This window comes from Mesorhizobium sp. LNJC391B00, assembly GCF_000502535.1.
Lineage (GTDB): Bacteria > Pseudomonadota > Alphaproteobacteria > Rhizobiales > Rhizobiaceae > Mesorhizobium.
The window spans coordinates 24,192-49,736 of sequence record NZ_AYWI01000002.1; the positions used below are offsets into that span (position 1 = coordinate 24,192).

Here is a 25,545-nt window from a genome sequence, read left to right on the forward strand (position 1 = left end):
AGCCGCCTAAAGGCGTGGGGTTTACAGATCCCCTCTCGGGGACTCTAAAATGCAACTGTGATGCTTCTGTAATGGGCATTCGTTCGTCAAGTCCCCTCTGAACGATATGTCATCACCAGGATCATGCTTCTGTCCGTGGTCAGCGCGAAGGCCGCCACACTATGCCATCAGATCCAGAGCTGACAGGTCAATCTAGGAAACGTGGTTTGCCGAAGCATTCACAGCACCACACAAGACCTTGCCAAGCCCTCGCCCCGGCGACCGGACCTTAAGAGCGGTGCCTTTTCGGCTCGCTCCAAACGCTCTATCTCCTATGCCATCGTGATGGCCCTGCTCCGGCGGAAGTCGGTCGCATCCACCCACACCCGATGAAGACGACGCCAACTTGCGGGCAAGCGCCACCTTGGCGCGCTTCATGCCCCGACGTTTTCGCCACATCGAGTGCCCAGTGCTTCAGGCTCGAGAAGCGGGTCGCCCGCGTCGGCATGATGTGCGCCGCTTCAAAGAGCGCGGTTCGCACCATGGCGCCGCCCACCTTGCTGACACCACCGCCTCGATCAGTCTCACCGGATTGATTTTTTTGTGCGTAAGCGCGAAGTAGGCTCCGACCGTACTGGATTTTCCAAACCGCATCGGGTCGTCCACTGCCGAGCGATTGGTCAGTGCGACCAAGGCCCCGACGCCAGGTGTGCTCATCAGTCTGCGGCAAACCTTCAGCGCTCGCGATCTTCAGCATCTCGCGATGGAGCTTGGTGAACTCGCCCCAGAACTCCGTCCGCGCCGTCAGCATCGCACCAATCACCGTCTCCAGAGTGACGTGCCCTGCTGTCAGCATCTCCGATGCGCGCCTCAAACTTTCCACGACTGACTTCTCCATCTCTTCTGCCCCATGGACAATGAAGTCTGCTGCGGCGGTCGGCAAAGGATTGAAGCTGTCTGTTTCCTGCCAAAGCATGCCTATAGCGATGCGCGGTCGTCCGACAAACCGCTGCTCTCGTCATTTGGTCTGCGTCATCGGCTGCCTCCGATTGCTCGCCCGCAGGCTCAGCCAGTATTTGCGGTGCTGGAAGCCAAATTCGATCAAACCTACCGTGAGGCGTTCCCTATCCCGATCAATCGTGTCTCAGCAGGTGCCTACCGATCTCGCTCGTCGATACGGATATGTTTCTCAGAGTCCGTTTTGAAATTCAAGGATCGGCGTTTCGGCGGATGAGGTTGCGCCCATTGCGACGAGGATCATTGCGTGAGAGACGTCGATGCGCTGCTCGTAGTCGCGCACGAGGCGGCGCCATCGGGTCATCCAGCCGAAGGTCCGCTCGACGACCCAGCGTCGGGGTAAGACATCGAAGCCCTTCTGGTCATCGGATCGACGGATGATCTCAACCACGAAGTCCAGGCGGCCTTGTCCATGAGCTTTAGCCGATCATAGGCGCCGTCGGCGAACAGATGCTTCACCCAGGGCCAGCGCTGGCGAATACCATGCAAGATCGCCCGAGCGCCGGCGCTGCGGAGATATCGGCCGGCGTCAGGTTGACCATCAACAGCCGCCCATCCGTATCGACTGCGATATGGCGCTTGCGTCCGACAATCTTCTTTCCGGCGTCGTAACCCCTTGTTCTAGCTTGCGGGGCCTTGACAGACTGGCTGTCGATCACCGCCGCCGACGGGCTCGCCTCGCGTCCGGCCCGCTCACGATCCAGCATCAGCGCCACATCGTGGACGGTCTGGAACAGAAACCGGCGCGCCAGCTCTCGAAACCAGCCTTAGACCGTCTGCCAAGGTCCAAAGCGGATCGGCAGCATCCGCCAGCCGCAACCCGAACGGACCAGGTATCGCACCGCATTGATCGCCTCGCGCATCAACCTCGCGCGGACGGCCACGCCACCCAGGCTTGGGCATCAGCGGCGCGAACTGCTCCCACTCCTCAATCGTCAAATCAGACGGGTAGCGCTTGGTCTTCTTGGCGATCCGGGCCATCCGGCCACGGCTCTGCTTTGTCCACATCGACAGCTTGAATCATAACCCAGCCTCAGACGAACCCCAGCAGGCCAATTTTCAAGACCGCCTCTCAGACGTTGAGCGGTCTCGCAAGCATTGCTATCTCCTCGTCGGCCTCCACATGCAATCCGGATTTTACAGCGCAGACGATAGATGTGCTAGGCGCGCAAATATGAATAGAACCATCCGATAGCGACTCCATCGAATGTAGGACGCCTACAAGGTCTCCCTGGTTGACTTTGTCCAGCGCCAAGCAGCGAGGTTCGAAGATGCCCCGCGCGGGCGATTTTACTAAGTCAGATGAGAGCGTTTGAAGTGTCTGGCTGGACTTCTGTTGACGGAAGGTCGGATACTCGGCTTTTCCCTCGACAAGTCCGAGCGTGATGAGAGCGTTGCGTACCCCAGCTTCATAGATCGCCAAAGCTTCGGCGCTGACCGTGCCGCTGCCGAATTCAGCACAAATGAATACCTTGCCTTGGCTATGCGCCCAAGTATCGAACATTCCTGGCGTGTCGTCGGATCCCCAGAGCAATGTCAAGGGTAGTTTGAATGCCTCTGCCATTCGGAGCGTCTCGGCCATGAGGTAGGCATCAGCAATAGGATGCGTGATGACCGCCGGTGGAAAATCCCACCCTGGTCCGAAACTGTGCAGATCGAATACGGTGTCCACCATTGGCAACAACAGGTGCGAAACAGCATCCGCGATCCGTTCGCTTACCGACCCGTCGGCACGGCCCGGAAACACTCGATTGAGATTCTTCCCATCAACCGGCGTGTTGCGGGTCCAAGCCTGCACGGCCAGTGGATTGATCTCAGGCACGATGATCACCCTTCCGCAGGTCTGCGCTTCAGGCAGCCAGTCAACAAGCCGTCGTGCGACAATTGGCCCCTCCAGTTCGTTGCCATGATTTCCGCCAGTGATAAGAAGCTGCCGTCCCTCCCCTTTATTGAGGCTGAAGACCGGAAGAGCAAGGGCTTCGCAGTCGTCTCCTTTGGGAATAACAAGATGGCCCGTGCTCACGCCAGGCGTGTCGAGATCGAACGTAAGGTGTGGTGTTTGGCTCATTGTTCAGCCTCCGTTGGTATAGAATTTACGATTGGCAAGTCAGCGGAACCTGCCGCAGGTTTTTGTAAAACCAGCGACAACATCTGTTTCAATGACATTGTGTAAACGGTAGGTCGCTAAACACCGATCTAAGCGCGTCGCAGCCTTCTGGGATAAGAATTCTGAGCCGCGCGCCCGAGGCACCTCATAGTGACGAGCCGGGTTTCAGCCTTATGACTCCAATGTGGTTTTCGATGGCAATTTCGGTCCCGAACGGCTTGGAGAGCTTCTGAAGACGCTCCAGAATGGCGTTTGCCTGTGGCCCGGGGACCAACTGCGGGATACCTCGATTGGCAAACCTCTTGGAGTAGCCGAGTTCGATCGGATAAAGCCGCAGTTCAGCAAGCTGGTTCTGCTCAAATCGGCTTACGGTGATGATGCTCTCGTAGAAAATGGGTTGCGCAAGCGCGCCCACAAAGCCGTCCGCCGTGGGGTATCCCTTCGTCTCTTCGTCGACAGTCACCTCGGCATCGGTGTCGCGTCGTGGATCTTTGCCGTAGGCGGCAAACATGTCAGCCCCCACGGGCGTTCGCAGGTCGTCGTAGAAAAAATTTCCGAGGCTGTAAAAGATGGGGCGGCCCTTGTAGATCTCTATGCCTCGCAGCAGGTGAGGTCCATGTACGACGTATGCATCGGCCCCGGCATCAATAAGTCTACGCGCAAAGGATTGCTCATAATCCGGCGGTTCCTGGCTTACTTCCTCGCTCCAATTAGGCTCGTGACCGTGGTTCGTGACGATGCAGAAATCAGAGAACTGCTTGCCCCGGCGAACGTTTCGAAGGATGTCGGCGACACCGCCCGGGTCGGGTTCGTAGCTATAGCCGGCCTTGTCGCCCGCCTTGAACGTCGCTCCGGCGACCACTACTCGGGCTGAGTCACCATGGCCGGACTTGTAACCGGGCAGCGCATCGCGCACTTGCTTTAAGTTTTTGAGCATCTCTGGCGGGACCACGATGATTTCCGCCAAACGAAGGGGGTTGAGTCCGGGTCTGCCGGGCGCCTCGCCGGCGGGACCGCACGCACGAGACATCGGCATGAACGTTGAGGTAAACGACAACAGTGCCACGCGACCGCGCGTAGTCTCCAAGAAGCGAGCGGCGCCGGCTTGTGCAAGATTTTCCCCAACACCTGCATGGACGATCCCGCTCTCATCCAATATGCGGCTCGTCTCGCGCATGCCTTCAAGGCCCCAATCAAGCGTATGGTTATTTGCGCGGCTCATTAGATTGAACCCCATCGCCTTCAGATCAGGTCCGAGCTCCGGAATGCTGATGTGATATGCACCACCGTACTCAGCCTCCGGACTTCCCTTGAACGATCGAATATCGAAGATCAGGGTTTCCATGTTGCCGAACGTGACATCGGCATCACAAAGGATCTTGACGACGTCGCCGAAGCCGGGATGTTCGTATCTGGTCAGCGGTCGCGATACGATGAGGTCGCCAACTGCGACCATGGTGAAGCCGTCTGCAACGTTGGTTTCGATCGAGCCGACCGTATCGTAGCCATCAGCCCGCCGGACTGGATGAGAACCGTTATCGTGTGAATTTTCTTCCATTGCATCCTCAATAGGTTGACTGCTTACGAAACCGCCGAAACTGTTATGGCCGAGGCATTTGCCGCTTCAGCCAGCTTGGCCGGAACTTCCGCCACCGGAGCGCGCACATGACAGGCCACGATGCGTCCGTCTGGCATCGGCACCATGGGCGGCGCGTCGATGCGGCAACGCTCGACCGCGAGCGGACAGCGCGGGTGAAACGCGCACCCTTTCGGCGGGTTGATCGGGCTCGGAACTTCACCCTCCACGGGCGCCTCCAGCCGAAGTCGCGTCGGATCCGGCACCGGAGCTGCCGCGATCAGCGCCTCGGTGTAGGGATGGACTGGCTTGGCGAAGAGCGCCTCGCATGGGGCGAGTTCTACGATCCGCCCCAAATACATAACCGCGACCCGATGGGCGATGTGCTCCACGACGCCAAGGTCATGCGAGATGAAGACGAAGGCGATGCCCATCTGCTGCTGTAGATCCAGAAGCAGGTTTAAGATCTGCGCCTGCACGGAGACGTCAAGGGCTGACACCGCCTCGTCCGCGATGATGAGCGAGGGATTGAGCGACAGGGCGCGTGCAATGCCGAGCCGCTGGCGCTGACCGCCTGACAACTCCGACGGAAGCCTGTGCATCATGTCGGGCGACATCCCGACCTTTCGGAGCAGGTCGGCGGCAAGCGCCTGGCGCTGCTTGCGGCTGAAACGCTCAAAATTCTCGACAGGTTCGGTGATAATCTGTCCGGCGGTAAGGCGCGGGTTCAGCGACGAATAAGGATCCTGAAAGACCATCTGCATCCGACGGCGAAATGCGCGAAGCGCGTCCTTCTTCAGGCCAGCAATATCGGTCCCGTCGATCAGCACGCGCCCGCCCGTCGGCTCCACGAGGCGCATCAAGAGCCGCGCGACAGTCGACTTGCCGCAGCCGGATTCACCGACGATGCAAAGCGTCTCGCCCGCCTCAACGGAAAAGGATACATCCTCCACCGCCCGGATCACCGGAATGCTTTTCTTGAAGATTCCCGTGCTAAGCGGATAATGCTTGGTCAGCTTCTCGACTTTCAGTAAAGGGCCACTCATGAGCCCATTACCTCTTCGGCGCGCCAGCAAGCTGCCGCGTGGCCCGAGCCGACATCACGCATGCTCGGTGTCTTCTCGCGGCAAATATCGATCGCGAACGGGCAGCGGGGAGCGAAGTTGCATCCGACAATCGGCTCGCGCAGGCTTGGCACGATGCCGGGAATTTCGGGGAGGCGGCGCTGTCGGCCGCGCCGCCGATCCGGTACCGATCGCATGAGGCCCTGGGTGTACGGATGCGCCGGGCGCGCGAACAGATCTATTACGGTCGCTTTCTCTACGATTCGACCAGCATACATAACAATAACGCGTTGGCATGTCTCGGCCACAACGCCAAGATCATGGGTGATGAACATAACGGCCGTTCCCGTGCGCTCTTTCAGATCGACGATGAGCCGCAGGATCTGCGCCTGGATAGTGACATCAAGCGCGGTCGTCGGCTCGTCGGCAATCAACAGTTCCGGCGAGCAGGCAAGAGCCATGGCGATCATGGCGCGCTGGCGCATGCCGCCCGACATTTCGTGGGGATAGTTGTTCACGCGACGCTCGGGGTCCGCGATGCGGACGAGACGGAGCATCTCTTCGGCTTTCTTCATTGCAGCCGAGCGGGATGCTTTCGTGTGGATCTGCACCGCCTCGGCGATCTGGTGGCCGACCGTATAGACCGGGTTCAGGCTCGTCATCGGCTCCTGGAAGATCATAGCAATTCGGTCGCCGCGGATATGTCGCATCTCCCGATCGGATAGCCCAAGGAGGTCGCGTCCGTGAAAGCGGATCTCGCCGCCGACGGTCTTGGCGGTGAGCTTCGGCAGCAGTCGAAGTATGGAGAGGCCAGTGACGCTCTTCCCGCATCCCGACTCGCCGACGACGCCGAGCGTTTCGCCTTTCTTCACCTGGAAGCTGATGCCGCCCAGCGCGCGGGTGACGCTTTCCTCGCCGTAAAAGAGCGTCTCAAGGTCTCGGACATCGAGAAGCACGTCGTTCCCTGCGGTTTGATGCATCTGCATAATTACCGCCTCCGCTTGGCGCGAGGGTCGAACAGGTCGCGCACGCCGTCCCCGAGCAGGTTGACGGCAAGAACCGTGACGGCGAGGCAGATCCCGGGGGCGAAGATCGTCAATGGGGCGATGGCAAGATACAGGCGCGAACTGGCGATCAAGTTGCCCCAGCTCGGAATCTCGGGCGGCACGCCCACGCCGAGGAAACTCAGCCCCGCCTCCGTCAGGATCGCACTGGCGCAGACAGTAGCGCTCTGGACCATCAGTGCCGGAATGGTGCTCGGCAGGATATGTCGCCACAGCACCTTGGGCAGGCGCGCACCGCCGCAGAGGGCAGCCTCCACGTAGGGACGCTCGCGGACACCCAAAACCACCGAACGAACCAGCCGCGCGACGGCTGGCGTCTCTGGGATCGCAATGGCGACGATAAGGATGCCGATCCCCGGTCCTGTTAGAGAAATGAGCGCAATCGCCAGCAGAATCGTCGGGATCGACATCAGGCCGTCCATGACCCGCATGACGGCGTTGTCGAAGCTGCGGCTGTAGCCCGCGACAAGCCCGATCAAAAGCCCGGTAAGAGCCGCGCATGCCGCCGACAGCAATCCAACCATGAGGGAGATGCGAGCACCGAAGATGGTTCGGGCAAACACGTCTCGGCCCAGATTATCGCTCCCGAACCACATCTCGGCCGAAGGCGGCTGGAGACGCTTGAATGGATCCATGTTCACTGGATCTCCGGCGTAAAACGGGGCGCCGAGCGCCAGGATGATCAGCAGCACCAAAAGGCCGCCGCCGATCAGGACCAGCGAGTGCCACCTTGCGAGACGGGGAAGATCGGATAGCTGAAGCCGACCGATCGGCACGGCTTCAACTGGTGCGGAGAGGTGCGACATGTCAGTACCGGATGCGGGGATCGATCAGCGTATAGGACAGATCGACCGCGAGATTAATAAGGACGTACAGCCCCGAAGTCAGGATCAGCACGCTCTGAATGATGGGGTAGTCGCGGTTGTTGATCGCATCCACGACCAGACGACCGATACCGGGTATGTTGAACACCGTTTCCGTGAGGACGACGCCACCGATAAGATAGGCGAAGCTTATGCCGACGACGGTAAGGATCGGGACCCCGGCATTCTTCAGGGCATGGTGGAAAAGCATGGCATAGGACGAAGCGCCTTTGGCGGCGGCCGTTCGCATATAGTCTTCCGACAGGACCTCGAGCATGCTCGCCCGCGTAGCCCGCGCGACGAATGCAATGTAGCCAAGACTTAGCGCCACTGTGGGCAGGATCAGGTGCGCAAACCAAGGCCCTACGCCCTCGTCGATCGGCACATATCCCTGGACCGGTAGCCAGTGTGTCCTGATGGCGAAGAAGTATATGAGAAAATAGCCAATGACAAAGACCGGGACGGAATAACCAAGTGCCGAAAAGGCCGCGAGGAGGCGGTCAACGAGCCCACCAGTTCGCCACGCGGCGAGGATGCCGAAGGAGACCCCGACCGACACCGAAAGGATCATCGTCAGGAATGAAAGGGAAAGGGTCGGCTCAAGCCGCTGCGACATCAGCTCGAGAACCGGTCGTCCGGAAAAGATCGAGATGCCGAAATCGCCGCTGAGCATGTCGCGCACCCAACGTATGAACTGAACTGGCATAGGATCGTTCAGGCCCAGCTTTTCGCGGATGGCGGCGATCATCTCCGCTGTGGCCGACTTGCCGGCTATCATGGCCGCTGGATCGCCCGGCGCCAGCCTGAGAAGCAGGAAAACGAAGATCCCGACCATCGCCATGACGGCGACGGTCGAAAGCAATCTGCGTAGGATGTAGACAGCCATCAGGCCGAAGCTTTCTGCATGTTCCACATCGGGACGATCTGCGGCATGCCGATGAGGCCCGTAAGGGTCTTGCGATGTGCGATTGGCGAGACGTATTTTCCCAACCTCACATCGCCGACGAAGTCCCACCAGATTGCTTGCATCTTGCGGGCCAGCCCCTTGCGTTCCTCGAGCGTTGCGACATTTGCCCATTTGCTGCGAAGCGTCTCATATTCGTCGTTCTTCGGCCAGCCGTACCAGGCGTCGTCTCCATTCGCCAGGAGAAGGGGGGTGGCGAGCGGATTGCCGAGGGAATAGTTGGATTCCGCCGTGATGAACATGTTCCAGCCGCCGTTCTCAACGGGGCCTTTGTTTGCCCGGCGCGTGGTCAGCCCGCCCCAGTCGCTCGGCGCAAGCTCGGCATTGACGCCGATTTTGCGCAGCGCGGCCGCCAGTAGCTGTGAGGCATTGTCGAACTCCCGCGAGTCCGTCGGATCGAGAATGACGACCTTCTCGCCGGTGTATCCGGCCTCCTTGAAGAGCTGCTTGGCCTTTTCCGCATCGCCACCTTTCTTGTACCATCCCGTGTTCTCATCGTTGGACACGAGCGTATCGTTGCCGAATATCGAAGTGACGGTGTCGATGTATTTTGGGTCTGACATGACGCGCATGAACGCCTCCTGATCGATCAGGTGAAGCACCGCCTGGCGCGCATTGATGTTGTTGAACGGCGGCTGCTGGAAGTTCATGCGCAGCACCACGTTCCAGCCCGGCTTGTCCAGAACGTGAAGTTCAAGATCGGGATCGCTCTCGATCAAGGAGTAGAGATCAGCCGGCGGCGTCTCGAAATAATCAATCTCACCTGCTTGCAAGGCCGCCATCGCCGTCTGCTGGTCGGCGATAACATCCCAGATGACCCGATCGACATTGGCGATCTTCCCGCCCGCCAATCCGTCAGACGGCTCCTTGCGCGGCACGTATTTCTCATTGCGGTCATAGGTGATGCTCGCGCCTGGCTTCGCAAGACCTTCATTGAACCTGAACGGTCCTGATCCAATATTCGCGGTCACCTGTTCGGTTGCGGGGCGATTCGCGTCCTTCTCGCGCATGATGAATAGGCACGGGGGCGTCAGGTCCGCCAGGAGATCGATCAAAAGCCCAAGCGGCTCCTTGAGCGCGATCGTGAACGTTTTGCCGTCCTTCTTCGAGATGTCACTGGCGCGTGCCATGATCAGCTGCCCGCCGGGATGCACATGGCCCCAGCGGCGGATAGAGGCGACGCAATCCGCTGCGGTGACGGGGCTGCCATCGTGCCAGCCCAGGCCATCCCGCAACTCGAACGTATAGGTCTTCTTGTCGTCGGAGACGCCCCATTTTCCGACCATTTGCGGCTGGGGCATGAACTTCGAGTCAAGCGAGAACAGCGTGTCGTAAATCGCCGCGCCATGATCGGCCGTGATGTTCGTCGCCGTCCAGATCGGATCAAATACACGCAGGTCAGACGACTTCACCATCCGCACGGTTCGCGAGCCGGCTGACGAAGTCTGTGCCCGCAGGACCGAAGGTATCGATATAGCCGCTCCGGCGGCCAAGCCCACTTTAAAGAGGTCGCGTCGAGAGATTGTCATGTTCCAGTTCCCCTTTTTTCTCAGTCGCATGTTGATCCCACGCAGTGGAATTGCAGATGATCATTGCGCCTATGACCCGCAAGCGCATCAAGGGAGCCTTGAAGTTGCGCATATTCGCAAGGTACTCCGCGGTCCCCAGCAACAGGCGTGACCGTCGTGGTCGCATGCATTTGCATATGCCGCGGGCTTTTCGACGAGGTTTGATGCCAAAATGAAGCGGGTTTCTGGGTCACGAACCTCGCTGTGTTATATACCCGATAGTCGAGCTCGGGATTTTCGTGGAGGCAGCGGCGCCATGCCGTTGCCTCTCCCTGCAGATCGCGGAACGTCTCGACGCAGTGCATCTGCTCTTCCCGAATTACAAGGCTCTTGTAGTCACTTGGCGCCTTTATTTGAATCGAGCATCAATCCCCTAGCGGCTTCCGTCAAACACAGTTTGTGTATTGTCGTCATCTAGAAACGAGATGGTGGCTAAGCGTGATATGACCTCATGTGGACAACCTCCCTCCGCGGATCGCGCTTGCTAAAGTGCGGCTGTCAAAAGCCACATCAGAGTGCCATTCGCCTTCTTGGCAGCCAAGGAACAGGCAAGCCAGCCCATGGGATCGCCCTGAGGCGACTGACGCGAGCGGCAGCCGGTAGAGGTCCGTAATGTCGTGGATGGGCAGCCCTGTGCTACGGCGGATCGCGGCCATTACATACGGGGAACCGGTAGACTCGAACGGGAGCGCTGCGATTTCTGGATGCGGCGCGGAGTCCGATGGAGGCAGCTACTTCCCTCTCAATATCGGGGACGCAGGTCTGGATCGGTGACCGTGCACGGGAGTTGGCGAGTTCAACCGCTGAGCCGTCACCCTTCACCAGAACCTTAACATTTGCACTCACAACCCGCTTGACCCGGACAAGAATCTTTATGGTGTTTTGCTCCGAGCTCGAAGTTGTCACAAATGCCATCGGGACACGTCCGCGCCAACATGCCGCAACAAATCGAATGGGGGGCCAAGAGCATCTCCGGTGACAGGCGCCAACCGGATCCGAATAGTGCCTTCTCCGACTATGAGCCTTTATTGCGCAACAGACGGGAGCGGTTCCGCTGGAGCAAGGCCACCACGATGGCATAGAAGATAGTGCGTTTGGAGCGAGCCGAAACCGCACCGCTCTCTTAAAGTCCCGTCGCCGGGGCGAGGGCTTGGCAAGGTCGTATGTAGTGCTGTGATTGCTTCGGGGAGGTCGGCTTGTGGAGGGCCGATCAATGGATGTGGACTGGCAAGCCGATCTCGAGCACTGGCTTCAGCCGTTTTCGGCAGGTCTTTCGCAGCGAACTCGACGACCGATGTGTCCGCTGTGCATTGCCGGCTTGATCGGGCCGGGCGACCGTAAGAGCGCACAGCCGATGGCCGCGCGAGCGGGCAATGTCGGCTGCGATCAGCTTCATCATTTTGTCGAGAATGATCCCGAGCGGATGATGCGGGCGCGCGTCCCGAAGGATCGACAGCTCTGACGTAGCCGGAGATCACGATCGAAGAGATCGATCGTATGATCGCCTCCGGCGTGCGTTTCGGCTGCGTGCTTGCCGACGCGGGTTATGGGTCGAGCACCTCTTTCGTGCGGCTTTGAGTGGGCGCGGTCTGCTGTGGGCTGTAGGACTATCGCGACGCCAAAACCTCTATCGGGCCGATGTTGACCTGATCTTCCCGGTCACGACCACCGGCAGGCGCCGCCAATATCACATCCCGGACCAGCCGCCGGTCTGGTGAGAGATGGCACAAGATATGCTGGCGGCGCGGCCACTAGAGGTCGGCTGACATACTTGTTTGCGGCTCGCCGTGTGCGCGTTGCGGATGGTCATAAGCACAGGATACTCGACAATCGCGTGCAATGCATGCCAGGCGATGAGATCCGGCTCGTCGGCGAACGCCGGTCGAGTGGCGAGCAAAGATACTATGTGTCGAACTTACCGGCCGATGCCAGCTTCAAGATGCTCGCCGCCACCGAGGTGGGTCTGTGAGCAGGCACATTAGCAATTAAAGGAGGAACTCGGCCTCGACCACTTCGAGGCCGATCATGGACTGGATTACATCGACAAGCCTTGATGACAATGATCGGCTACGCCTTCTCCAAGCCCGCCGCCTCAAAGCAGCGGGACGGCAAAAAAGAGTCGGGGGACCACCGCCACAACCGAGCATGCCAGTGGGACAAGCCATTCTCGACCTCTTCACTCGACCTCGGCCCTGCAAATGTCCTCACTGTGAAAGAAAAGCTGCTCGCAGACACCACCGAACCTAAACCGCCAAAGTAGTGCTAACACCACAAAACTTGGCACATTGCGATGCCGTCGGAGAAGGCTGGCATTCCATCCCATCTTCACAATCGCGGGCGGGAAAACGCGTCCGCCTGGCCGTCCGCGATTTTTCTTTTCGGCTTCGCAACAGATCTTAAAAATAACTTCACAGAATCTTTGCGACCGCCAGTCACTGACAATGGTACATTTACCACAAGGTCTGAGGGCAGGCACGCTGAAGAGCTGACGTCGATTACGCTCAGACCACCGCACAGCACGCAATGGAGGGCCAGCGCCAATGGCAACAAGAGCACTTATCCTGCTTGAAGGCAACACACATGGTACTGGTCTGCTATACGTCCAAGCGGCCCAGCGTCTTGGTCTTACTCCAATTACCCTGTCGACTGAGCCATCTCGGTACGACTATCTTGCTGCGGAAAGGTATGAGGCAATCCGGACCGATACAGACAATCTCGATGCGCTGATCCACGAATGTTCCAGGCTACGTGCGACCCATGACATTGCTGGCATTACTGGCTTTGCGGGCGATGACGAGTCGGTCTATGTGGCAGTTGGCAAGCTCTGCCGGCAATTCGATCTACCGGGACCGAACCCTGCATCGATCGAACGATGCTGCGACAAATTGACTCAACGCCAGCTCCTCGCGGAGGCCGGCATTCCAATACCGACTTATCGCGTGGCAGGGAATGCGACGGAGGTTGAAAGCTCTGCCGCGGAGATCGGCTTGCCGGTGGTTCTTAAGCCAGCCGTAGGCAGCGGCAGCATCGGCGTCCGATTGTGCCGCAGCGTCGACGAGTTAGCCGAACATACGACGTATCTGTTGGGCGGAAAGCACATATCGGGGTCTTCTCCGAGGATCCTAGTCGAAGAATTCGCACAAGGCCCCCATTATAGCGCTCACATAATGGGAAATGAGGTCATCGGGATTGTCGCTGCTGACTTCGGCCGGCCACCGCATTTCGTCTTTCGTGAGTTCACCTTCCCGGCCCTTCTGACCGCTGATGAGCATGCACGTATCGCCGATGTTTCGCTGAGCTGTTTGCGAGCTCTCGACCTTGGCTGGGGGCCAACCTGCATTGAATTCCGGTGGACCAAGCGTGGCCCAGTCGTCATTGAAGTCAATCCGCGTCTTGCGGGCGCCCCAGATCCCCAGATGATTCAGCTGGCTTGCGGTGTCGATCTAATCGCCGAACACATCAAACTTGTCATCGGCGAGCAATGGAATTTGCGCAGAAGGCGTTCGCATGCTGCGGCCGCGCGGATCCTAGTTCCTGATCATGATGGCACCCTCGATTGGATCGTTGGCGACAGTCAGGCGGCTGCTATACCTGGCGTCGCCGAGGTCGAATTGTATATTCAACCCAAGACGCCGATCGTCAGGAAAGGCGATTGCCGAGACTGTATCGGGCATGTCATCGCCGCTTCATCGAGCCTTGCTCAGACCGCGGGGATACTTCAACGTGCCGTGGACTTAATCGGTTGGTCGATCACGCCATTTCCCGCCACTGGCGAACAGGAACAATCTGGGCCTCCTTACCTGACCGCACCGTCGCAGGTGGCGCCAGGTAATACCAATGCCCATGAAAGCTGACTCGCCAGCCTTCCATTGGCGTTGTGTAACTAGTTCATTATTCGCGAGTGTCTCTAATGCTTTTGCATTTGCTGATCCAAATGTGACGCCGCAAAAATTTGGGAGGACAAATGGAGAGTGATTTCCGAATTGAAAGAGCGCCTGGAACTGCTTCAGGAAGGAGTTCCGGCTCTGCATGCGGTCATCTAGTATGGGTTCTGGCAACGTTAGAAGACAAGGAACTCAATCTGAAGGAGCAAATTTCCGCTAGTTTCTCCAAAATCGATCGCGTTCTTTCTGACTTGAAGACAGACAAGCGATATTTGCTCTTCGCAAATGTTCGTCTGTCAAACGTAGAGCATAAGGAAGCCTTCGATATCGAGTGGAAAGCCTGGGTCGGCGACAATCCGAATCACTGGCCGCAACTGTCCTGCGTCGGAGCGACATTATCGGCCGGCACGCTCGTGGAAATTGCGGTGATTGCGGCCCGACCCCTGACATCAAATACGTTCTTCTCGATCGCATAAAGTCGTCTGATGCAGGAACAGCATATTTGGATCCTTCCCATTGGTTGTTTTTGATTGCATCGCTAGCTTGCAATTTGCGAATGTCGGTAGCGTTGAACTGGCGGCTGTTTCACGCGAGCTCGTACCTTTCTCGATCGCAAGTCTGGTGATGCCAATGCTTTTGGTCTTCGTGCCAGGCCTGAGCGAATGACTGCCGGCTTTGATTGGAAGTTAGAGAATGAGACATCTTGTCGGAGGTATTTCCAGTGCTGGACGCGCCGTGCCGCTGCTCGACGGCAAAGCGCTTTACATCGAGAGGGCAAAAGGGCCGTATATTTGGACGGATGAAGGCGTCCGGATGATCGACACGGCCCTCGGGTTTGGTGCCGTACTTCTCGGACACGCCGATCCGGTGGTCAATGCGGCCGTTGTCGAGGCGGTTGAAAAAGGCTCGATGCCGGCGTTCGCGCACGCGGGCGAAGAAACGGCGGCTGACGCGCTGAGCGCCCCCTGCGGTCCGCTGCAGAGCGTTATCTTTACCAATTCCGGCAGCGAGGCCGTCCATCTTGCGTGCCGTTTAGCCCGCGCCGTGACGGGCCGGCGCATCGTTGCGAAGATTGCTGCGGGCTTCGACGGGTGGTTTGATCCAGTTGCTTTCGGCAATGCTGGATCCAGGGAAGCGTTCTTCGGAAACGGCGAGTCTCGGCCCATTCGGCAAGACATGACGCTGACGCGCTACAACGACGTGGCTGATCTGGAGAGGCTGTTTTCGGACAACACCGAAATCGCCGCCGTCATTTTCGAGCCCATGTTGGCAAATGCTGGTTGCATCGAAGCCGATATTTCGTATCTGAGGGCCCTTGAATCTCTTACACGCGCTCATGGCGCGTTGCTAATCGCGGACGAAATCCTTATGGGTTTTCGCAGCAGGTTCGGTCTAGCCAGCCACGGGCTGGCGCTCGATCCCGATATTGCCACCGTGGGCAAGGCGATCGGAAACGGATTCGCCGTTGCGGCGGTTCTCGGTCGACCCGAAATCATGGCAGCCGCTGACGACGGCCGGGCGGTACGCGCCGGAACTTATTGCGGCAATCCCGTCGCCACGGCGGCGGTGAAGGCAACGCTCTCTCAACTTCGAGAAAGCGATTATGACGGGCTTGCAAGGCGCGGCGATCTCTCGCGCAATGCGCTGGTCGCTGCCTTTGCCGATCGCGGGGCAACGATCACGACGACCGGCCTCGGAATGGTTTTTACGCCTTGGTATGCATCTAGTCAGCCGAAAATCTACGAGGACGCGAAATCAATTGCGAATCCAGGACTGGCAGTGGCGGTTCACCGGGCGCTTCGCCGGGCAGGCGTCATGGTGATGCCGCAGGCCTTCGGCCGCTTCTATCTCAGCTTCGCCCACGACGATGCCGTCTGTGGCGAGATGGCGCAAGCCATCAGGCAAGCGGTAGACTCTCTTCCGACTGGGCCTGACGGAATTCCGACCTGAGAAAAGCAGCGAGCTTTCGTCCGGCGAGAGTCGGCGCTGCGATGAGCGCAAGCTCCAACTCCGGCAAAGGCGACAGTCTTCCAACTGGCCAAGCACGCGATGCTCGAAAGTTGGGGCCGATTGCGGAGGCCCGGCCACGCCAAACCCCATCAGGATGGCAGATTGACCGACTGCATATGCGAGGACACCCACACAGTTTTCAACGCTCGACCGCAATCATCGAGCGCCTTACGTATGTGAGCTGAGCGCGGCAATTTGCGGGAAACAAGGCGAGCGGGAACTCCGTTTCCAGTGCAGATGAGCGTCGGCGGAAGCACACCAGGTTAGGTTGTCGCGCTTTGTCCTCGAAGCGCGGAGCCACAGACGCATTGATGCGAGTGTGAGGCGTCGCGGGCGCGCGAATTCGGCGTTGCTGAGATGATGGGTGGTGGGCACCGCCTCGCGCAGGGTGAGCATCAACCAGTATGCGGTGGTGTGCAGGACGAAACGGACTGGTTGGCAATCGGTGAGCGGCAGCTGGTGCGGTCGGAAAGCTGGCTCCTGTGCATCTTAATCTGGTTTTCGGCCTGGCCGCGGGCGCAGTAGATCACGTGTAGACAATGCGCGGCGGAGCCTTTGAGCCTTTGTCCAGATTGGTCACGACGAAGCGGATGCCGAGGCCCATCGAGGTTGCCTCCATGCGGGCGCAGACGCGACGTTTCGTCTTCCAGGATCTCGCCTTGTATCGGGTCGCGGCATAGCCGCGCAGCACCGGCGGGTGCGGGTGTCGTCGGCGGCTTCGTCAACGAGACGCTGGAGAACCTTGTTGCCGGGCAGGCCGAAGACCTGGTCGATAACATTGTTCTCGCACCAGGCCACGACTTGCGCCCGGCCAGAATGGCATCGCCGCGGATCAGAATGCGCGGCAGGCCAGCGGGCGCGGCTGCGCCGGACAAAGCGGCGCAGATGGCCGCGGATCTCCTTGATGGGCGTTGAAGAGCGAGAGCTGCTGATGGCCGTGAACGACATCCACCGTGTCGTCGATTTCGAGCGTGACGCTTGCGGGCGGCGCGGCATAGCTCGACAGCCAAAGATCGACCAGCACCCAGCCGAGCCGGATGACGGTGCGCAGATCCGGCAGGCTCTCCACCCGCGAGCATGTCGGCTGCGAGCACAGATCCAGCCCGCTGTCGGGCAACCGCCCGCAGGCGAGCTTGAAGGCCGGGTCGGTGCTCAGTCGGTCGAGATCGTTGCCATCCTCGTAGCAGCACACGGTAGCAAAGATGCGGGCGCGCAGAATGTCGGCTATGGCGTGCGTCACCCGCTCTGGATCGCGCGGATGGCTGCGGCCAACCTGTCGGCCAGTTGCAGGCATCGCTCGGCTGCGGCCACATGGCGCCACCATCCGAGGTGATCCGTCCCCCGTCAACCGCGGCTGTGATCTTCTTGCGCCCAACGGCTGAAAAGAGAGCGGCAGCAACGCATCGTCGGTCATGGCGGGTGTGGCTCGCAAGAGGCGGTGGCAGGGTGGCGTAGACAACTGAATCCTAGGCCAACTCAATCCCTTAAGCTACATTCGCCAGCCTCTCAGACGCGTTGTGGTGCATAAGACGGGCTAGCTTCTCGTAGCGGGTGGCGAGGCGGCGGAAGTTGCTTTAGCTTGGACAAGAAGCGCTCGATCAGGTTGCGCTCGCGATAGCCTGCTGAAGCAAGGTTTCCACTTCCCCATTTGGCGGGAACGTTGGGTCGTCGCACGCCTGCTGCTGGATCAGCTCCCAGATACGGTCAGCATCCTAGGCCTTGTCGGCCAGCACGATAATGCGCGGGACAAAATGGTCGAGCACTCGATCGGCGATCTGCTGCCCATCACGTGTCTGTCCTGCCGTCAAGCCGAGCCGGAACGGGAGGCCTTGCGTGTCGACGACGACGTAGATCTTGGACGTGAGGCCGCCTCGCGACCGACCGAGACAATGAACTTCCGCCCCTCCTTTTGCCGTCGCGGCTTGTGGTGGGCGCAAAGGGAGGTGCTGTCGATCATCTGGATGTTGCCGTCGTGCCCGGCGCTGACGGCGTCCATGAATCGATCCCAAACACCTGCCTTTCGCCATCGCACCAGCGTTTGTAACAAGTCGTCCGCGGGTCCACAACGCTCGGGCGGTGTCGCCACGGTGCGCCGGATCGCTGCACCCAGAAAACGTTGGGCAAGAGCGGCTCGATAACAGCCCCTCGAAGTCGGTCAGGTCTCATCGGCTCATGCCAACTCTGCATCAGACGATCGCCGAAATGGCAAGCTTCGTTCGATCAGACCGCAGTTCTGCAGATCGGCGAGCAAAGTGTCAGCGACCAGGTGCGGCTCACGAACTTCGACCGGCTCTAACAAGATTTTTTATCCGATCGCGCCGTCACGCCCCCTCGTACCACTGATCGATGATGCCGACCTGGAGGAGTCGCCCATAGAGCGTCATGCCCGCCAAGCTCGGTTAGTTTCGCTCGCCATCAACGAACCGGCGTGCAACAACGCTCATCTGCAAACATTATGAGTTCACACCTGATCCCCTGCTCGACGGCTGGCCCTCGGGGGTTCGGTGTCAACGATTGTGCCAACTCGAAGGTAAGCAGCGCCCGAACTATGCGGTTTGGTCGAAGCACTAATTAATCGTATTTTCTGGGTACCGGCAGCTATAAATCAGTACATTATCGGGCTTTACAGCCGTCATTGGCGAAACTTCCAAATGCAGCCTTCTTCTACTGTTTTTGTACGTCACATCTCCAACATAGACAAAGCCTAGCTTCATATTCTTTATAATTGAACGCGTATTGTTTGGGCGAATGAATCCATTCACTCTATCAAGCTTTAAGTTCTCGAAAGCAAATTGGACCACTGCCCTGCCAGCCTCAACCGCGATCCCCTCCCCGGAGGCCGCAAGGTGGAGACAAGTCACCATTTCCACATTATTCGGATCTTCGGCAACATGATTCGCATCTTCTGGCGGATACGTGCCGCTGCATATTAATCCTGAATAGCCAGCAAATCTTCTGGTCTGGCCTTCATCTTTGACGAAAACCATCCACAAGCCGAAACTATTGCGCTTCCAATGATTGATGAACTGAATAAGCGCAGCTTTAGACTGTTCTATCGTCGGATAAACTCCATCTCTTATGGCGTTTACCACGAACGGATCGCTATGAAGTCCATGTAGAAGAAGGTCGTCGCTGTGTGACGGCGGCCTCAGGATTAGGCGCGAGGTTTCTAGGATGTGCATGGGAAAATTCCTTCTCTGAGCCGGCACCGATAGTTGAGTGGAACCCACAGCAAACGTGGGACTATGATCTCCTAGAATCCGCGCTCTTTGGATTAAAGTTCTAAGAAATCTCTGTAATAATTGCTTCCGGGATGCTGAAGGCTGTTCAAGATTCGCCGAGAGGCGCGGCTATTGCACGCTGATGATGTTGCTGAAATCACCCAAGGGGGTTGCATGCCTTGCCTGCGCGCGAGATGTCGAGAATGGCGCCCTAGTTTAGGCCCATAGGCAAGCAGAGTTTTCCGAGAGAGCTCGCCGGCGACGCGATTCAGCTCGCGCTGGGGCAAGATCGCCAGCACGTAGTACTATGGTGCGGATTATCTGATTCACTTCGACAGGTTATGAGGGAGCCATGTCTGTCGCCTCGTGGTCAGGGTCGTTGTTGGCTTGGGAGCAGGAGCTCATAGCGCTGAAGGCGCGGGTTGGGCGGGTGTTTCCTCGTCGCAGATTTCCTTGACGGCCTTCTTTCCGGCATTGAGCGCAAGACAGGCTGGCTGATGACTGAGCAGTCGGAGCGGAGCGGCCCTATCGGATGCAGTCGCTGTTGGGGCGCAGCCACTGGGACGCTGATCGGCTGCGAGACGAGGTTCGCGACTATGTGGTGGAGGCGTTGGGCGATGAGGATGGCGTCCTGATCGTCGACGAGACGGGATCTGTGAAGAAGGGCTTTCGTTCCGCCGGTGTCGCGCGTCAGTACTCGGGAACGGCGGGGCGGATCGAGAACAGCCAGATCGGCGTGTTCTTGGCTTACGCGAGCCGCTACGGCCAAGCGCTGGTCGATCGCCGCCTTTATCTGCCGGAGAGCTGGACAAAGGATCGGGCGCGATGTGCCACAGCGTCGATCCCGGAGACGGTCGAGTTTGCGGCCAAGCCAAAGATGGCGCGCGCCATGGTCGAGGCGGCGCTGGATGCCGGCGTCCCGTGCGCTTACGTTCTGGGCGACGCTGTCTACGGGGCGGACAGCAGCCTTCGCCGGATGCTGGAAGCTCGCGAGCAGCCCTATGTCTTGGCGGTTCGAGGCGCTCACTTCATGCGCCGTGGAGGGGATCGTCAGTTTGAGGAAACCTCGCCCGAGGAACTGGCCAGCGAGTTCGAGCCCGACGACTGGGTCTGCCATGCGGCAGGTGAAGGCGCCAAGGGCCTCGGCTATATGACTGGGCACGCATCCGCCGTCCTTGGACGTCAAAAGGCGGCTTCGAGCATTGGCTTCTCGTCCGCCGCAAGCGATCGACATCCGGAGAAAAAGCCTATTACCTGGTCTTCGCCCCGCCCGGTTCCTCCTTGGCCGAATTGGTGGCAGTGGCCGGCCTGCGCTGGAGCGCGCCAAGAATGATCTCGGACTTGATCATTGCGAGGCGTGGAATCGCCACATGAGCCTGTGCATGGCCGCCCTGGCATTCCTCTCGAAGCTATGGGCTGATCTTCGCCGCAGCGCATGGAGCAAACCGAACGAAACGAAAAGAGCCAATCGCCGCCTGATCCGAATGGCTGCACTCGTCCCGAGCGTCCCCGAGATCCGCTATCTCCTCGCCAGGATACTGATCTTCCCACCGACACAAAAGCCTTCATCATCGCCTGGTCTCTATGGCGACGACGATGTCAGGCGGCGGCAGGTGCAGGTTGGCAATGCGGGATTAGTTGCCAGGGACATGGGCGCCGAGGAGTAGAATAGGTCGCAACCCTGACTTCAACGGGTAGTGTGCTGAGAGTTCTGCAAATTCGCTGAGAGGGGGCGGTCATGGCAGGCTGGTGATTGTTCACGTCACNGTACCCTTGTGACGCGGGTCGGCAAGCTCGAGCTGCGGGTTCCGCAGGACCGGGCCGGGCGCTTCTCCACCGAGTTGTTCGAGCGCTACCAGCGTTCCGAGCGGGCCTTGGTGGCGACACTGGCGGAGATGTATGTGCAGGGCCTGTCGACCCGCAAGGTGAAGGCGTTCACGGAAGAACTGTGCGGCCATGCCTTCTCGGCCTCGTCGATCTCGGCCATCAACAAGCGGCTGGACGAGAGCCTCGCTGCCTTTGCCAGGCGCCCCCTTCAAGAGCCGTTTCCTTACCTCATCCTCGATGCGTGCTACGAGAAGGTGCGTGAAGCCGGTGTTGTCATGAGCCAGGCGGTGCTGATCGCGGTCGGTATCGACTGGGACGGGCGCCGGCAGATCCTGGCCGTGGAGATGCCCAATCGCGAGAGCCGCTCGGCCTGGAGGGACTTCCTCGTCGGCCTCAAAAAAAAATCCCCATGGTCGATGCGCCAACCCCCAACGCATCGCCGAAGCCGCTGTCTTAGCCTGTGTTTAAATAAAGGGGAATCGCTTTCGGGTGTCAGTCGTTCCACGGCCCCGCATAATCGGCATAGAGCTTTGCCGGATCGGGCCGCGGCCGTTCCGGCGCCGGTCCCTGCCAGGAGCCGATATGGATAAACCCGACAACACGTTCCTGTGGCGCCAGTCCCAGCAGCGCCCGGCCCTCCGCCACGTCGGAATACCAGTTGCTGATCATGTTGGTGCCGTAGCCCAGCGCATTGGCTGCGATCATCAGGTTCATCGCCGCCATGCCGCCGGACAGGAACATTTCCCATTGCGGGATTTTTGGATTGTCCTTCGGAACCGACACGACGCCGATCACCAGCGGCGCGCGGGAAAACCGCGCCAGCTCCTGGTTGCGGCGGTTTTCCGGCAGCGGCCCTTCGCGCTGTTCGGCGAGCGCCGCCAGCTTCCTGCCGATCTCGAATCGCGCCTCGCCGCGATAGAGGATGAAGCGCCACGGCTCCAGTCGGCCGTGATCGGGCACACGGCTTGCAGCCGCGATCATGGTCGCGATATCGCCATCGCTGGGCGCCGGTTCCTTCAATTCAGGAATCGGTGCGGAGTTTCGGGTCAGCAGGAAGTCGATGATCGGCGACGCCATGGGGGCCAGGTCTCCTAAAGCACTCGATTTTGAGCTGAAGCGCNGTCAGCAGGAAGTCGATGATCGGCGACGCCATGGGGCCAGGTCTCCTAAAGCACTCGATTTTGAGCTGAAGCGCGCCATTGCGGGTGGGGCGGCTCGTGCATTGGCGCGGACGCGCCGGACGAAAGAGCCGTTGCCAAGGCGGATCGGACTCTTAAGCCTTGAAATTGCCACCGCCTTGGGCTTCAACGCAAGGCATGTTTGAGGGGACATCGCGCCTTTTCCTGATTTGGCTCGCCGTAGCGCTGTTTGCGCCGGCCTCGATGGCCATGGCGCAGAATGCCGACGGCATCGGCAATCTGAAACTCCCCGATATTTCGAGCTATGCACCGCCCAAGGGCGAGACGCCGCTGGCACTCGGTGGCGGCGGTGCCATAACGCTGTCGGCGCAGTTGACCGACAAGGGCGCCGACATCACGCGCGGCATCGTCTGGCGCGTCTTCAAGCCCGAGGCCGCCGGCGACGGCAAGCTGCCGATGGTGGCTTCCGCGCATGGCGGCAGCGCCGTGTTCCAGCTCGAACCCGGCAGCTATCTGGTCCACGCCTCATACGGACGCGCCGGCGCCACCAAGCGCATCACCGTCGGCAAGGACGCCAGGCGCGAAAGCCTGGTGCTCGATGCCGGCGGCCTCAAGCTCGACGCGGTGCTGTCGGGCGGCGTGCGTATTCCGCCGAAAAAACTGCGCTTCTCCATTTATGAGGGCACCGCCGAGGCCAATGGGGACCGCGCTTTGATCATTCCCGATGTCGAGCCGAACAGCGTCGTGCGGCTCAACGCCGGCGTTTATCATGTCGTCTCCACCTATGGCGCGGTCAATGCCGTTATTCGCTCCGACATCCGTGTCGAAGCCGGCAAGCTGACCGAAGCCACCGTCGAGCATCGCGCGGCGGAGGAGACCATGAAGCTGGTGCGCGAGACCGGCGGCGAGGCCATCGCCGATACATCCTGGTCGCTGCTCAACGAATCCGGCGATCCGATCAAGGAGGCCGTCGGCGCCTTCGCCTCGATGGTGCTGGCCGAAGGCCAATACACCATCATCGCCAAGAACCGCGACCGCATCTACCAGAAGGATTTCACCGTGGTCGCTGGGCAGAACCAGGAGATCGAGGTGCTGGCCACCGAGGCGTCGGCCATCGATCCCGAGGAAGGCGCCGACTAGGTTGTGGACTCATAAGCCCGAAGCCACAGCCGGACGGATCGACCTTGCGATTCGTTTCTAGGCACCGGTTGGAGTGGCCACGATCCGGCATTCGTGGTATGTTTTTGCGGCCTTGAAAGCATGACCCGTACCGCAGTTTGCCTTGGGAGATGCCAAATGCGCATGTCCTTGCTTTTCATTCCACTACTGCTTGCACCGATTGTATCGCATGCCGCCGGCATTCACGACGCCGCCATGAAGGGCGATGTCGCGGCGATCACGGCAGCGCTCGACGCTGGTGCCGGCGTCGATGAGAGCGACGGGCGCACGACACCACTCTATCTTGCGGTCAAAGGCGGTCATTTTGCAGCGGCAAAACTGCTCATTGAACGCGGTGCCGACGTCAACGCCGTCCCGGACCCGCGTTTGGGTCCTGCCCTTATTCTGGCTTTGGCAAAACGCAGGACCGATTTGATCAATCTGTTGCTGGACGGGGGCGCAAATCCAAATTCGAAGCGCAGCCGCGAAAACGCTATCCACATCGCGGTCAATCTCGGTTGCCTCGATTGCGTGAAAGCACTGGTTGAGGCCGGCGCGGACGTGAATGCGAAGACAAAGGACGGCAAGACACCGCTCCATCTGGCAAAATTCAAGGGGCAACGCGAAGTTGCTGACTATCTCATGTCGAACGGCGTCGTGTTGCCAACGCCAGCTCCGATCTCGATGAAGTTGGCTGCTGCCGATGTCGAGAAAGGCCGAACCTACTTCACACACGTGTGCCACGGTTGCCACAATGCCGAGCCACAGGGAGGGATCAAAACGGGACCGAACTTATGGGGCGTCGTCGGCCGCGACAAGGCATCTATGGCAAATATGCGTTACTCCGACACCTTGCTGGCCTTAGAGGGTGTATGGACGTACGAGGACCTGAACAAATATCTGCTTGAGCCCATGCTCACCACGCCGGGTGTTTACATGGAGGTGCCTGGCGTCCCGGACGAGACCGAACGGGTCAACCTGATCGCCTACTTGCGTACACTCAGCGACAAACCGCTCCCACTGCCCTAGGAGCTATTGAGCAAAAAGGCCGAGGTTGTCGAAAATTTGACCGACTGAACGTCGTTTATGAGTACACGCCCTAGTTAGCGTCTCTCAGGCTGCCTTGCGCATACGGCGCGGCAGGAAGTGGACGCGGCTGCGCGGTGCGTCGGGCGCCAGATCGAAGACGCCGCGATGAAGGCGATCAAGCAAGGTCTTGCGGTCGCGCAGCGGCTCCAGCTCATCCCAGCGCAGTACGTTGCCGACGCGAACGTCGATCGCTTTGCCGGACAGCCGCCGAATTCGCGGATGAGCATTGAAAGGCGCAACGTCAGCGACGCCTTGCCGACGAATTTCGCCAGCCTTCCTTCGCGCTCCCCCATGTTCATCGGGCCGCTGACCAGATGGAACAGCCGGCCGTTCTGCCCGGAAAAATGCATCGGCACCACCGACGCCTTGGCGTCCTGCACGAGGCGCGCCGGAAACATCTTCCACGGCAGGTCGCGCGCCCGGCCAAAGCCTCTCGGCGCGGTGGCGACGCCGCCGGCCGGAAATACCACTATGGTGACGCCCTCTTTCAACAGCCGCACTGCCTCGTGGCGCACCGCCATGTTGTTCTTCACCGCGTCCTTGGTCTCGGAAAAGTCGATCGGCAGCGAGTACGGTTCCATTTCGCGGACCTTCAGCAGATCCTTGTGGATCATGACGCGGAACGGACGCCCGAGCTGCTCGACCAGCGACAGCACTGCAATGCCGTCGCCAATGCCGAACGGGTGGTTGGCGACGATCACCAGCGGCGTGTCCGGCAGCCCCGCCGGCGGCCACCGATCGGTGCTGCGCACCTTGACGTCGATCAGCTCCAGCATGCGGCTGAACACCCGCTCGCCCGTCGGCGCCACCTGGCGGCGCCAGAAATCATAGAGCGCGGCATACCGGTCGCGCCCCGACAGACCTTCAATGGAATGGATGAACCAGCGCGTCAGCGCCGGCTGGCTCGCATTGGCGTAGGAGAGTTCGGGAAACGGCCTTTCCCGTATCTTCAGCTTGAGCATGGGGGCTCGTTACAAGGTTGGCGTGACAGGCATGTGAAAATGGCGGTGGATCG

Annotated in this window: 16 protein-coding genes and 7 pseudogenes; 9 read left to right on the forward strand and 14 right to left on the reverse strand. The window is 59.6% G+C overall.

The window, feature by feature from the left end; genetic code table 11:
• Positions 1-311 precede the first annotated feature (311 nt).
• The 9 genes and pseudogenes from X750_RS01000000162650 to X750_RS159680 form a co-directional block, all read right to left on the reverse strand.
• Positions 312-890: pseudogene (locus X750_RS01000000162650) on the reverse strand (transposase); the annotation flags it as partial.
• A 297-nt stretch (positions 891-1,187) separates the two neighbouring features.
• Positions 1,188-2,004 (reverse strand): annotated as a pseudogene (locus tag X750_RS01000000162655) (IS5 family transposase).
• Between the two features lie 64 nt (positions 2,005-2,068).
• On the reverse strand, positions 2,069-3,064 hold the full coding sequence (locus X750_RS159710; RefSeq protein ID WP_023746735.1) for a succinylglutamate desuccinylase/aspartoacylase family protein: 996 nt from the start codon (positions 3,062-3,064) through the stop codon (positions 2,069-2,071).
• Positions 3,065-3,248: 184 nt separating this feature from the next.
• Positions 3,249-4,661, reverse strand: coding sequence for a CapA family protein (locus tag X750_RS159705; protein ID WP_023746736.1), 1,413 nt, complete (start codon positions 4,659-4,661; stop codon positions 3,249-3,251).
• A 23-nt stretch (positions 4,662-4,684) separates the two neighbouring features.
• Complete coding sequence (locus X750_RS159700) at positions 4,685-5,725, reverse strand: dipeptide ABC transporter ATP-binding protein (RefSeq protein ID WP_023746737.1); 1,041 nt, start codon at positions 5,723-5,725, stop codon at positions 4,685-4,687.
• The gene (locus X750_RS159695) at positions 5,722-6,729 is read right to left on the reverse strand and encodes an ABC transporter ATP-binding protein (RefSeq protein WP_023746738.1); all 1,008 of its coding nucleotides are present in this window, start codon (positions 6,727-6,729) and stop codon (positions 5,722-5,724) included. Before X750_RS159695 ends, X750_RS159700 begins: the two co-directional genes overlap by 4 nt.
• Positions 6,730-6,731: 2 nt before the next feature.
• Entirely contained in the window at positions 6,732-7,613 is an 882-nt protein-coding gene (locus X750_RS159690; protein ID WP_023746739.1) for an ABC transporter permease, read from the reverse strand.
• A 1-nt stretch (position 7,614) separates the two neighbouring features.
• Entirely contained in the window at positions 7,615-8,556 is a 942-nt protein-coding gene (locus tag X750_RS159685) for an ABC transporter permease (RefSeq protein WP_023746740.1), read from the reverse strand.
• Positions 8,556-10,163 (reverse strand): ABC transporter substrate-binding protein, encoded by a 1,608-nt coding sequence (locus tag X750_RS159680; protein WP_023746741.1) that lies wholly within the window; start codon positions 10,161-10,163, stop codon positions 8,556-8,558. The genes X750_RS159685 and X750_RS159680 overlap by 1 nt, the downstream gene beginning before the upstream one ends.
• 1,252 nt (positions 10,164-11,415) lie before the next feature.
• Here X750_RS159680 and X750_RS01000000162660 point away from each other — a divergent pair.
• From X750_RS01000000162660 to X750_RS159670, 4 genes and pseudogenes are all read left to right on the forward strand, one after another.
• A pseudogene (locus tag X750_RS01000000162660) lies at positions 11,416-12,415 on the forward strand (transposase).
• A 327-nt stretch (positions 12,416-12,742) separates the two neighbouring features.
• Complete coding sequence (locus X750_RS159675; RefSeq protein ID WP_023746744.1) at positions 12,743-14,056, forward strand: acetyl-CoA carboxylase biotin carboxylase subunit family protein; 1,314 nt, start codon at positions 12,743-12,745, stop codon at positions 14,054-14,056.
• Positions 14,057-14,166: 110 nt separating this feature from the next.
• Complete coding sequence (locus tag X750_RS0132265; protein WP_031242569.1) at positions 14,167-14,562, forward strand: Rid family hydrolase; 396 nt, start codon at positions 14,167-14,169, stop codon at positions 14,560-14,562.
• A gap of 217 nt (positions 14,563-14,779) precedes the next feature.
• Positions 14,780-16,036 (forward strand): aminotransferase class III-fold pyridoxal phosphate-dependent enzyme, encoded by a 1,257-nt coding sequence (locus tag X750_RS159670; protein WP_023746746.1) that lies wholly within the window; start codon positions 14,780-14,782, stop codon positions 16,034-16,036.
• Positions 16,037-16,423: 387 nt separating this feature from the next.
• On the opposite strand, the pseudogene X750_RS1000000164090 reads toward X750_RS159670, so the two are convergent.
• The 3 genes and pseudogenes from X750_RS1000000164090 to X750_RS1000000164095 all read right to left on the reverse strand — a co-directional run.
• Positions 16,424-17,510 (reverse strand): annotated as a pseudogene (locus tag X750_RS1000000164090) (transposase); the annotation flags it as partial.
• Positions 17,511-17,580: 70 nt separating this feature from the next.
• Positions 17,581-18,255, reverse strand: a pseudogene (locus X750_RS1000000165640) (IS5 family transposase).
• 408 nt (positions 18,256-18,663) lie between these two features.
• Positions 18,664-19,278, reverse strand: a complete 615-nt coding sequence (locus X750_RS1000000164095; protein WP_084567101.1) for a GNAT family N-acetyltransferase — start codon at positions 19,276-19,278, stop codon at positions 18,664-18,666.
• 571 nt (positions 19,279-19,849) lie between these two features.
• Here X750_RS1000000164095 and X750_RS01000000162675 point away from each other — a divergent pair.
• The 3 genes and pseudogenes from X750_RS01000000162675 to X750_RS1000000164105 all read left to right on the forward strand — a co-directional run.
• Positions 19,850-20,650 carry an IS701 family transposase gene (locus tag X750_RS01000000162675; RefSeq protein ID WP_245271806.1) on the forward strand — a complete coding sequence of 267 codons (801 nt, stop codon included), beginning with the start codon at positions 19,850-19,852 and terminating at the stop codon, positions 20,648-20,650.
• A gap of 49 nt (positions 20,651-20,699) precedes the next feature.
• Positions 20,700-20,984 carry a hypothetical protein gene (locus X750_RS1000000166745; protein WP_156932361.1) on the forward strand — a complete coding sequence of 95 codons (285 nt, stop codon included), beginning with the start codon at positions 20,700-20,702 and terminating at the stop codon, positions 20,982-20,984.
• Between the two features lie 72 nt (positions 20,985-21,056).
• Positions 21,057-21,542 (forward strand): annotated as a pseudogene (locus X750_RS1000000164105) (transposase); the annotation flags it as partial.
• Positions 21,543-21,636: 94 nt separating this feature from the next.
• Here the strand turns inward: X750_RS1000000164105 and X750_RS159665 are convergent.
• Positions 21,637-22,221 carry a nitroreductase gene (locus X750_RS159665; RefSeq protein ID WP_023746750.1) on the reverse strand — a complete coding sequence of 195 codons (585 nt, stop codon included), beginning with the start codon at positions 22,219-22,221 and terminating at the stop codon, positions 21,637-21,639.
• 239 nt (positions 22,222-22,460) lie between these two features.
• Here X750_RS159665 and X750_RS159660 point away from each other — a divergent pair, with 239 nt between their 5' ends.
• Positions 22,461-23,423, forward strand: coding sequence for a hypothetical protein (locus X750_RS159660; protein WP_023695450.1), 963 nt, complete (start codon positions 22,461-22,463; stop codon positions 23,421-23,423).
• 156 nt (positions 23,424-23,579) lie between these two features.
• Positions 23,580-24,470 (forward strand): ankyrin repeat domain-containing protein, encoded by an 891-nt coding sequence (locus X750_RS159655; protein ID WP_023741479.1) that lies wholly within the window; start codon positions 23,580-23,582, stop codon positions 24,468-24,470.
• 84 nt (positions 24,471-24,554) lie between these two features.
• On the opposite strand, the pseudogene X750_RS01000000162680 reads toward X750_RS159655, so the two are convergent.
• Positions 24,555-25,492 (reverse strand): annotated as a pseudogene (locus X750_RS01000000162680) (GNAT family N-acetyltransferase).
• Positions 25,493-25,545: the final 53 nt, after the last annotated feature.

Excerpts from the sequence above, each read along its gene's own strand:
- X750_RS159655 (WP_023741479.1), top strand. The coding sequence starts at position 23,580 with ATGCGCATGTCCTTGCTTTTCATTCCACTACTGCTTGCACCGATTGTA.
- X750_RS159700 (WP_023746737.1), bottom strand. The coding sequence starts at position 5,725 with ATGAGTGGCCCTTTACTGAAAGTCGAGAAGCTGACCAAGCATTATCCG.
- X750_RS1000000164095 (WP_084567101.1), bottom strand. The coding sequence starts at position 19,278 with ATGCACATCCTAGAAACCTCGCGCCTAATCCTGAGGCCGCCGTCACAC.
- X750_RS159705 (WP_023746736.1), bottom strand. The coding sequence starts at position 4,661 with ATGGAAGAAAATTCACACGATAACGGTTCTCATCCAGTCCGGCGGGCT.
- X750_RS159665 (WP_023746750.1), bottom strand. The coding sequence starts at position 22,221 with ATGGCGTCGCCGATCATCGACTTCCTGCTGACCCGAAACTCCGCACCG.
- X750_RS159690 (WP_023746739.1), bottom strand. The coding sequence starts at position 7,613 with ATGTCGCACCTCTCCGCACCAGTTGAAGCCGTGCCGATCGGTCGGCTT.
- X750_RS159680 (WP_023746741.1), bottom strand. The coding sequence starts at position 10,163 with ATGACAATCTCTCGACGCGACCTCTTTAAAGTGGGCTTGGCCGCCGGA.
- X750_RS159710 (WP_023746735.1), bottom strand. The coding sequence starts at position 3,064 with ATGAGCCAAACACCACACCTTACGTTCGATCTCGACACGCCTGGCGTG.
- X750_RS159670 (WP_023746746.1), top strand. The coding sequence starts at position 14,780 with ATGAGACATCTTGTCGGAGGTATTTCCAGTGCTGGACGCGCCGTGCCG.
- X750_RS0132265 (WP_031242569.1), top strand. The coding sequence starts at position 14,167 with ATGGAGAGTGATTTCCGAATTGAAAGAGCGCCTGGAACTGCTTCAGGA.
- X750_RS159675 (WP_023746744.1), top strand. The coding sequence starts at position 12,743 with ATGGCAACAAGAGCACTTATCCTGCTTGAAGGCAACACACATGGTACT.
- X750_RS1000000166745 (WP_156932361.1), top strand. The coding sequence starts at position 20,700 with ATGGCCGCCCTGGCATTCCTCTCGAAGCTATGGGCTGATCTTCGCCGC.
- X750_RS159660 (WP_023695450.1), top strand. The coding sequence starts at position 22,461 with ATGTTTGAGGGGACATCGCGCCTTTTCCTGATTTGGCTCGCCGTAGCG.
- X750_RS159695 (WP_023746738.1), bottom strand. The coding sequence starts at position 6,729 with ATGCAGATGCATCAAACCGCAGGGAACGACGTGCTTCTCGATGTCCGA.
- X750_RS159685 (WP_023746740.1), bottom strand. The coding sequence starts at position 8,556 with ATGGCTGTCTACATCCTACGCAGATTGCTTTCGACCGTCGCCGTCATG.
- X750_RS01000000162675 (WP_245271806.1), top strand. The coding sequence starts at position 19,850 with ATGCAGTCGCTGTTGGGGCGCAGCCACTGGGACGCTGATCGGCTGCGA.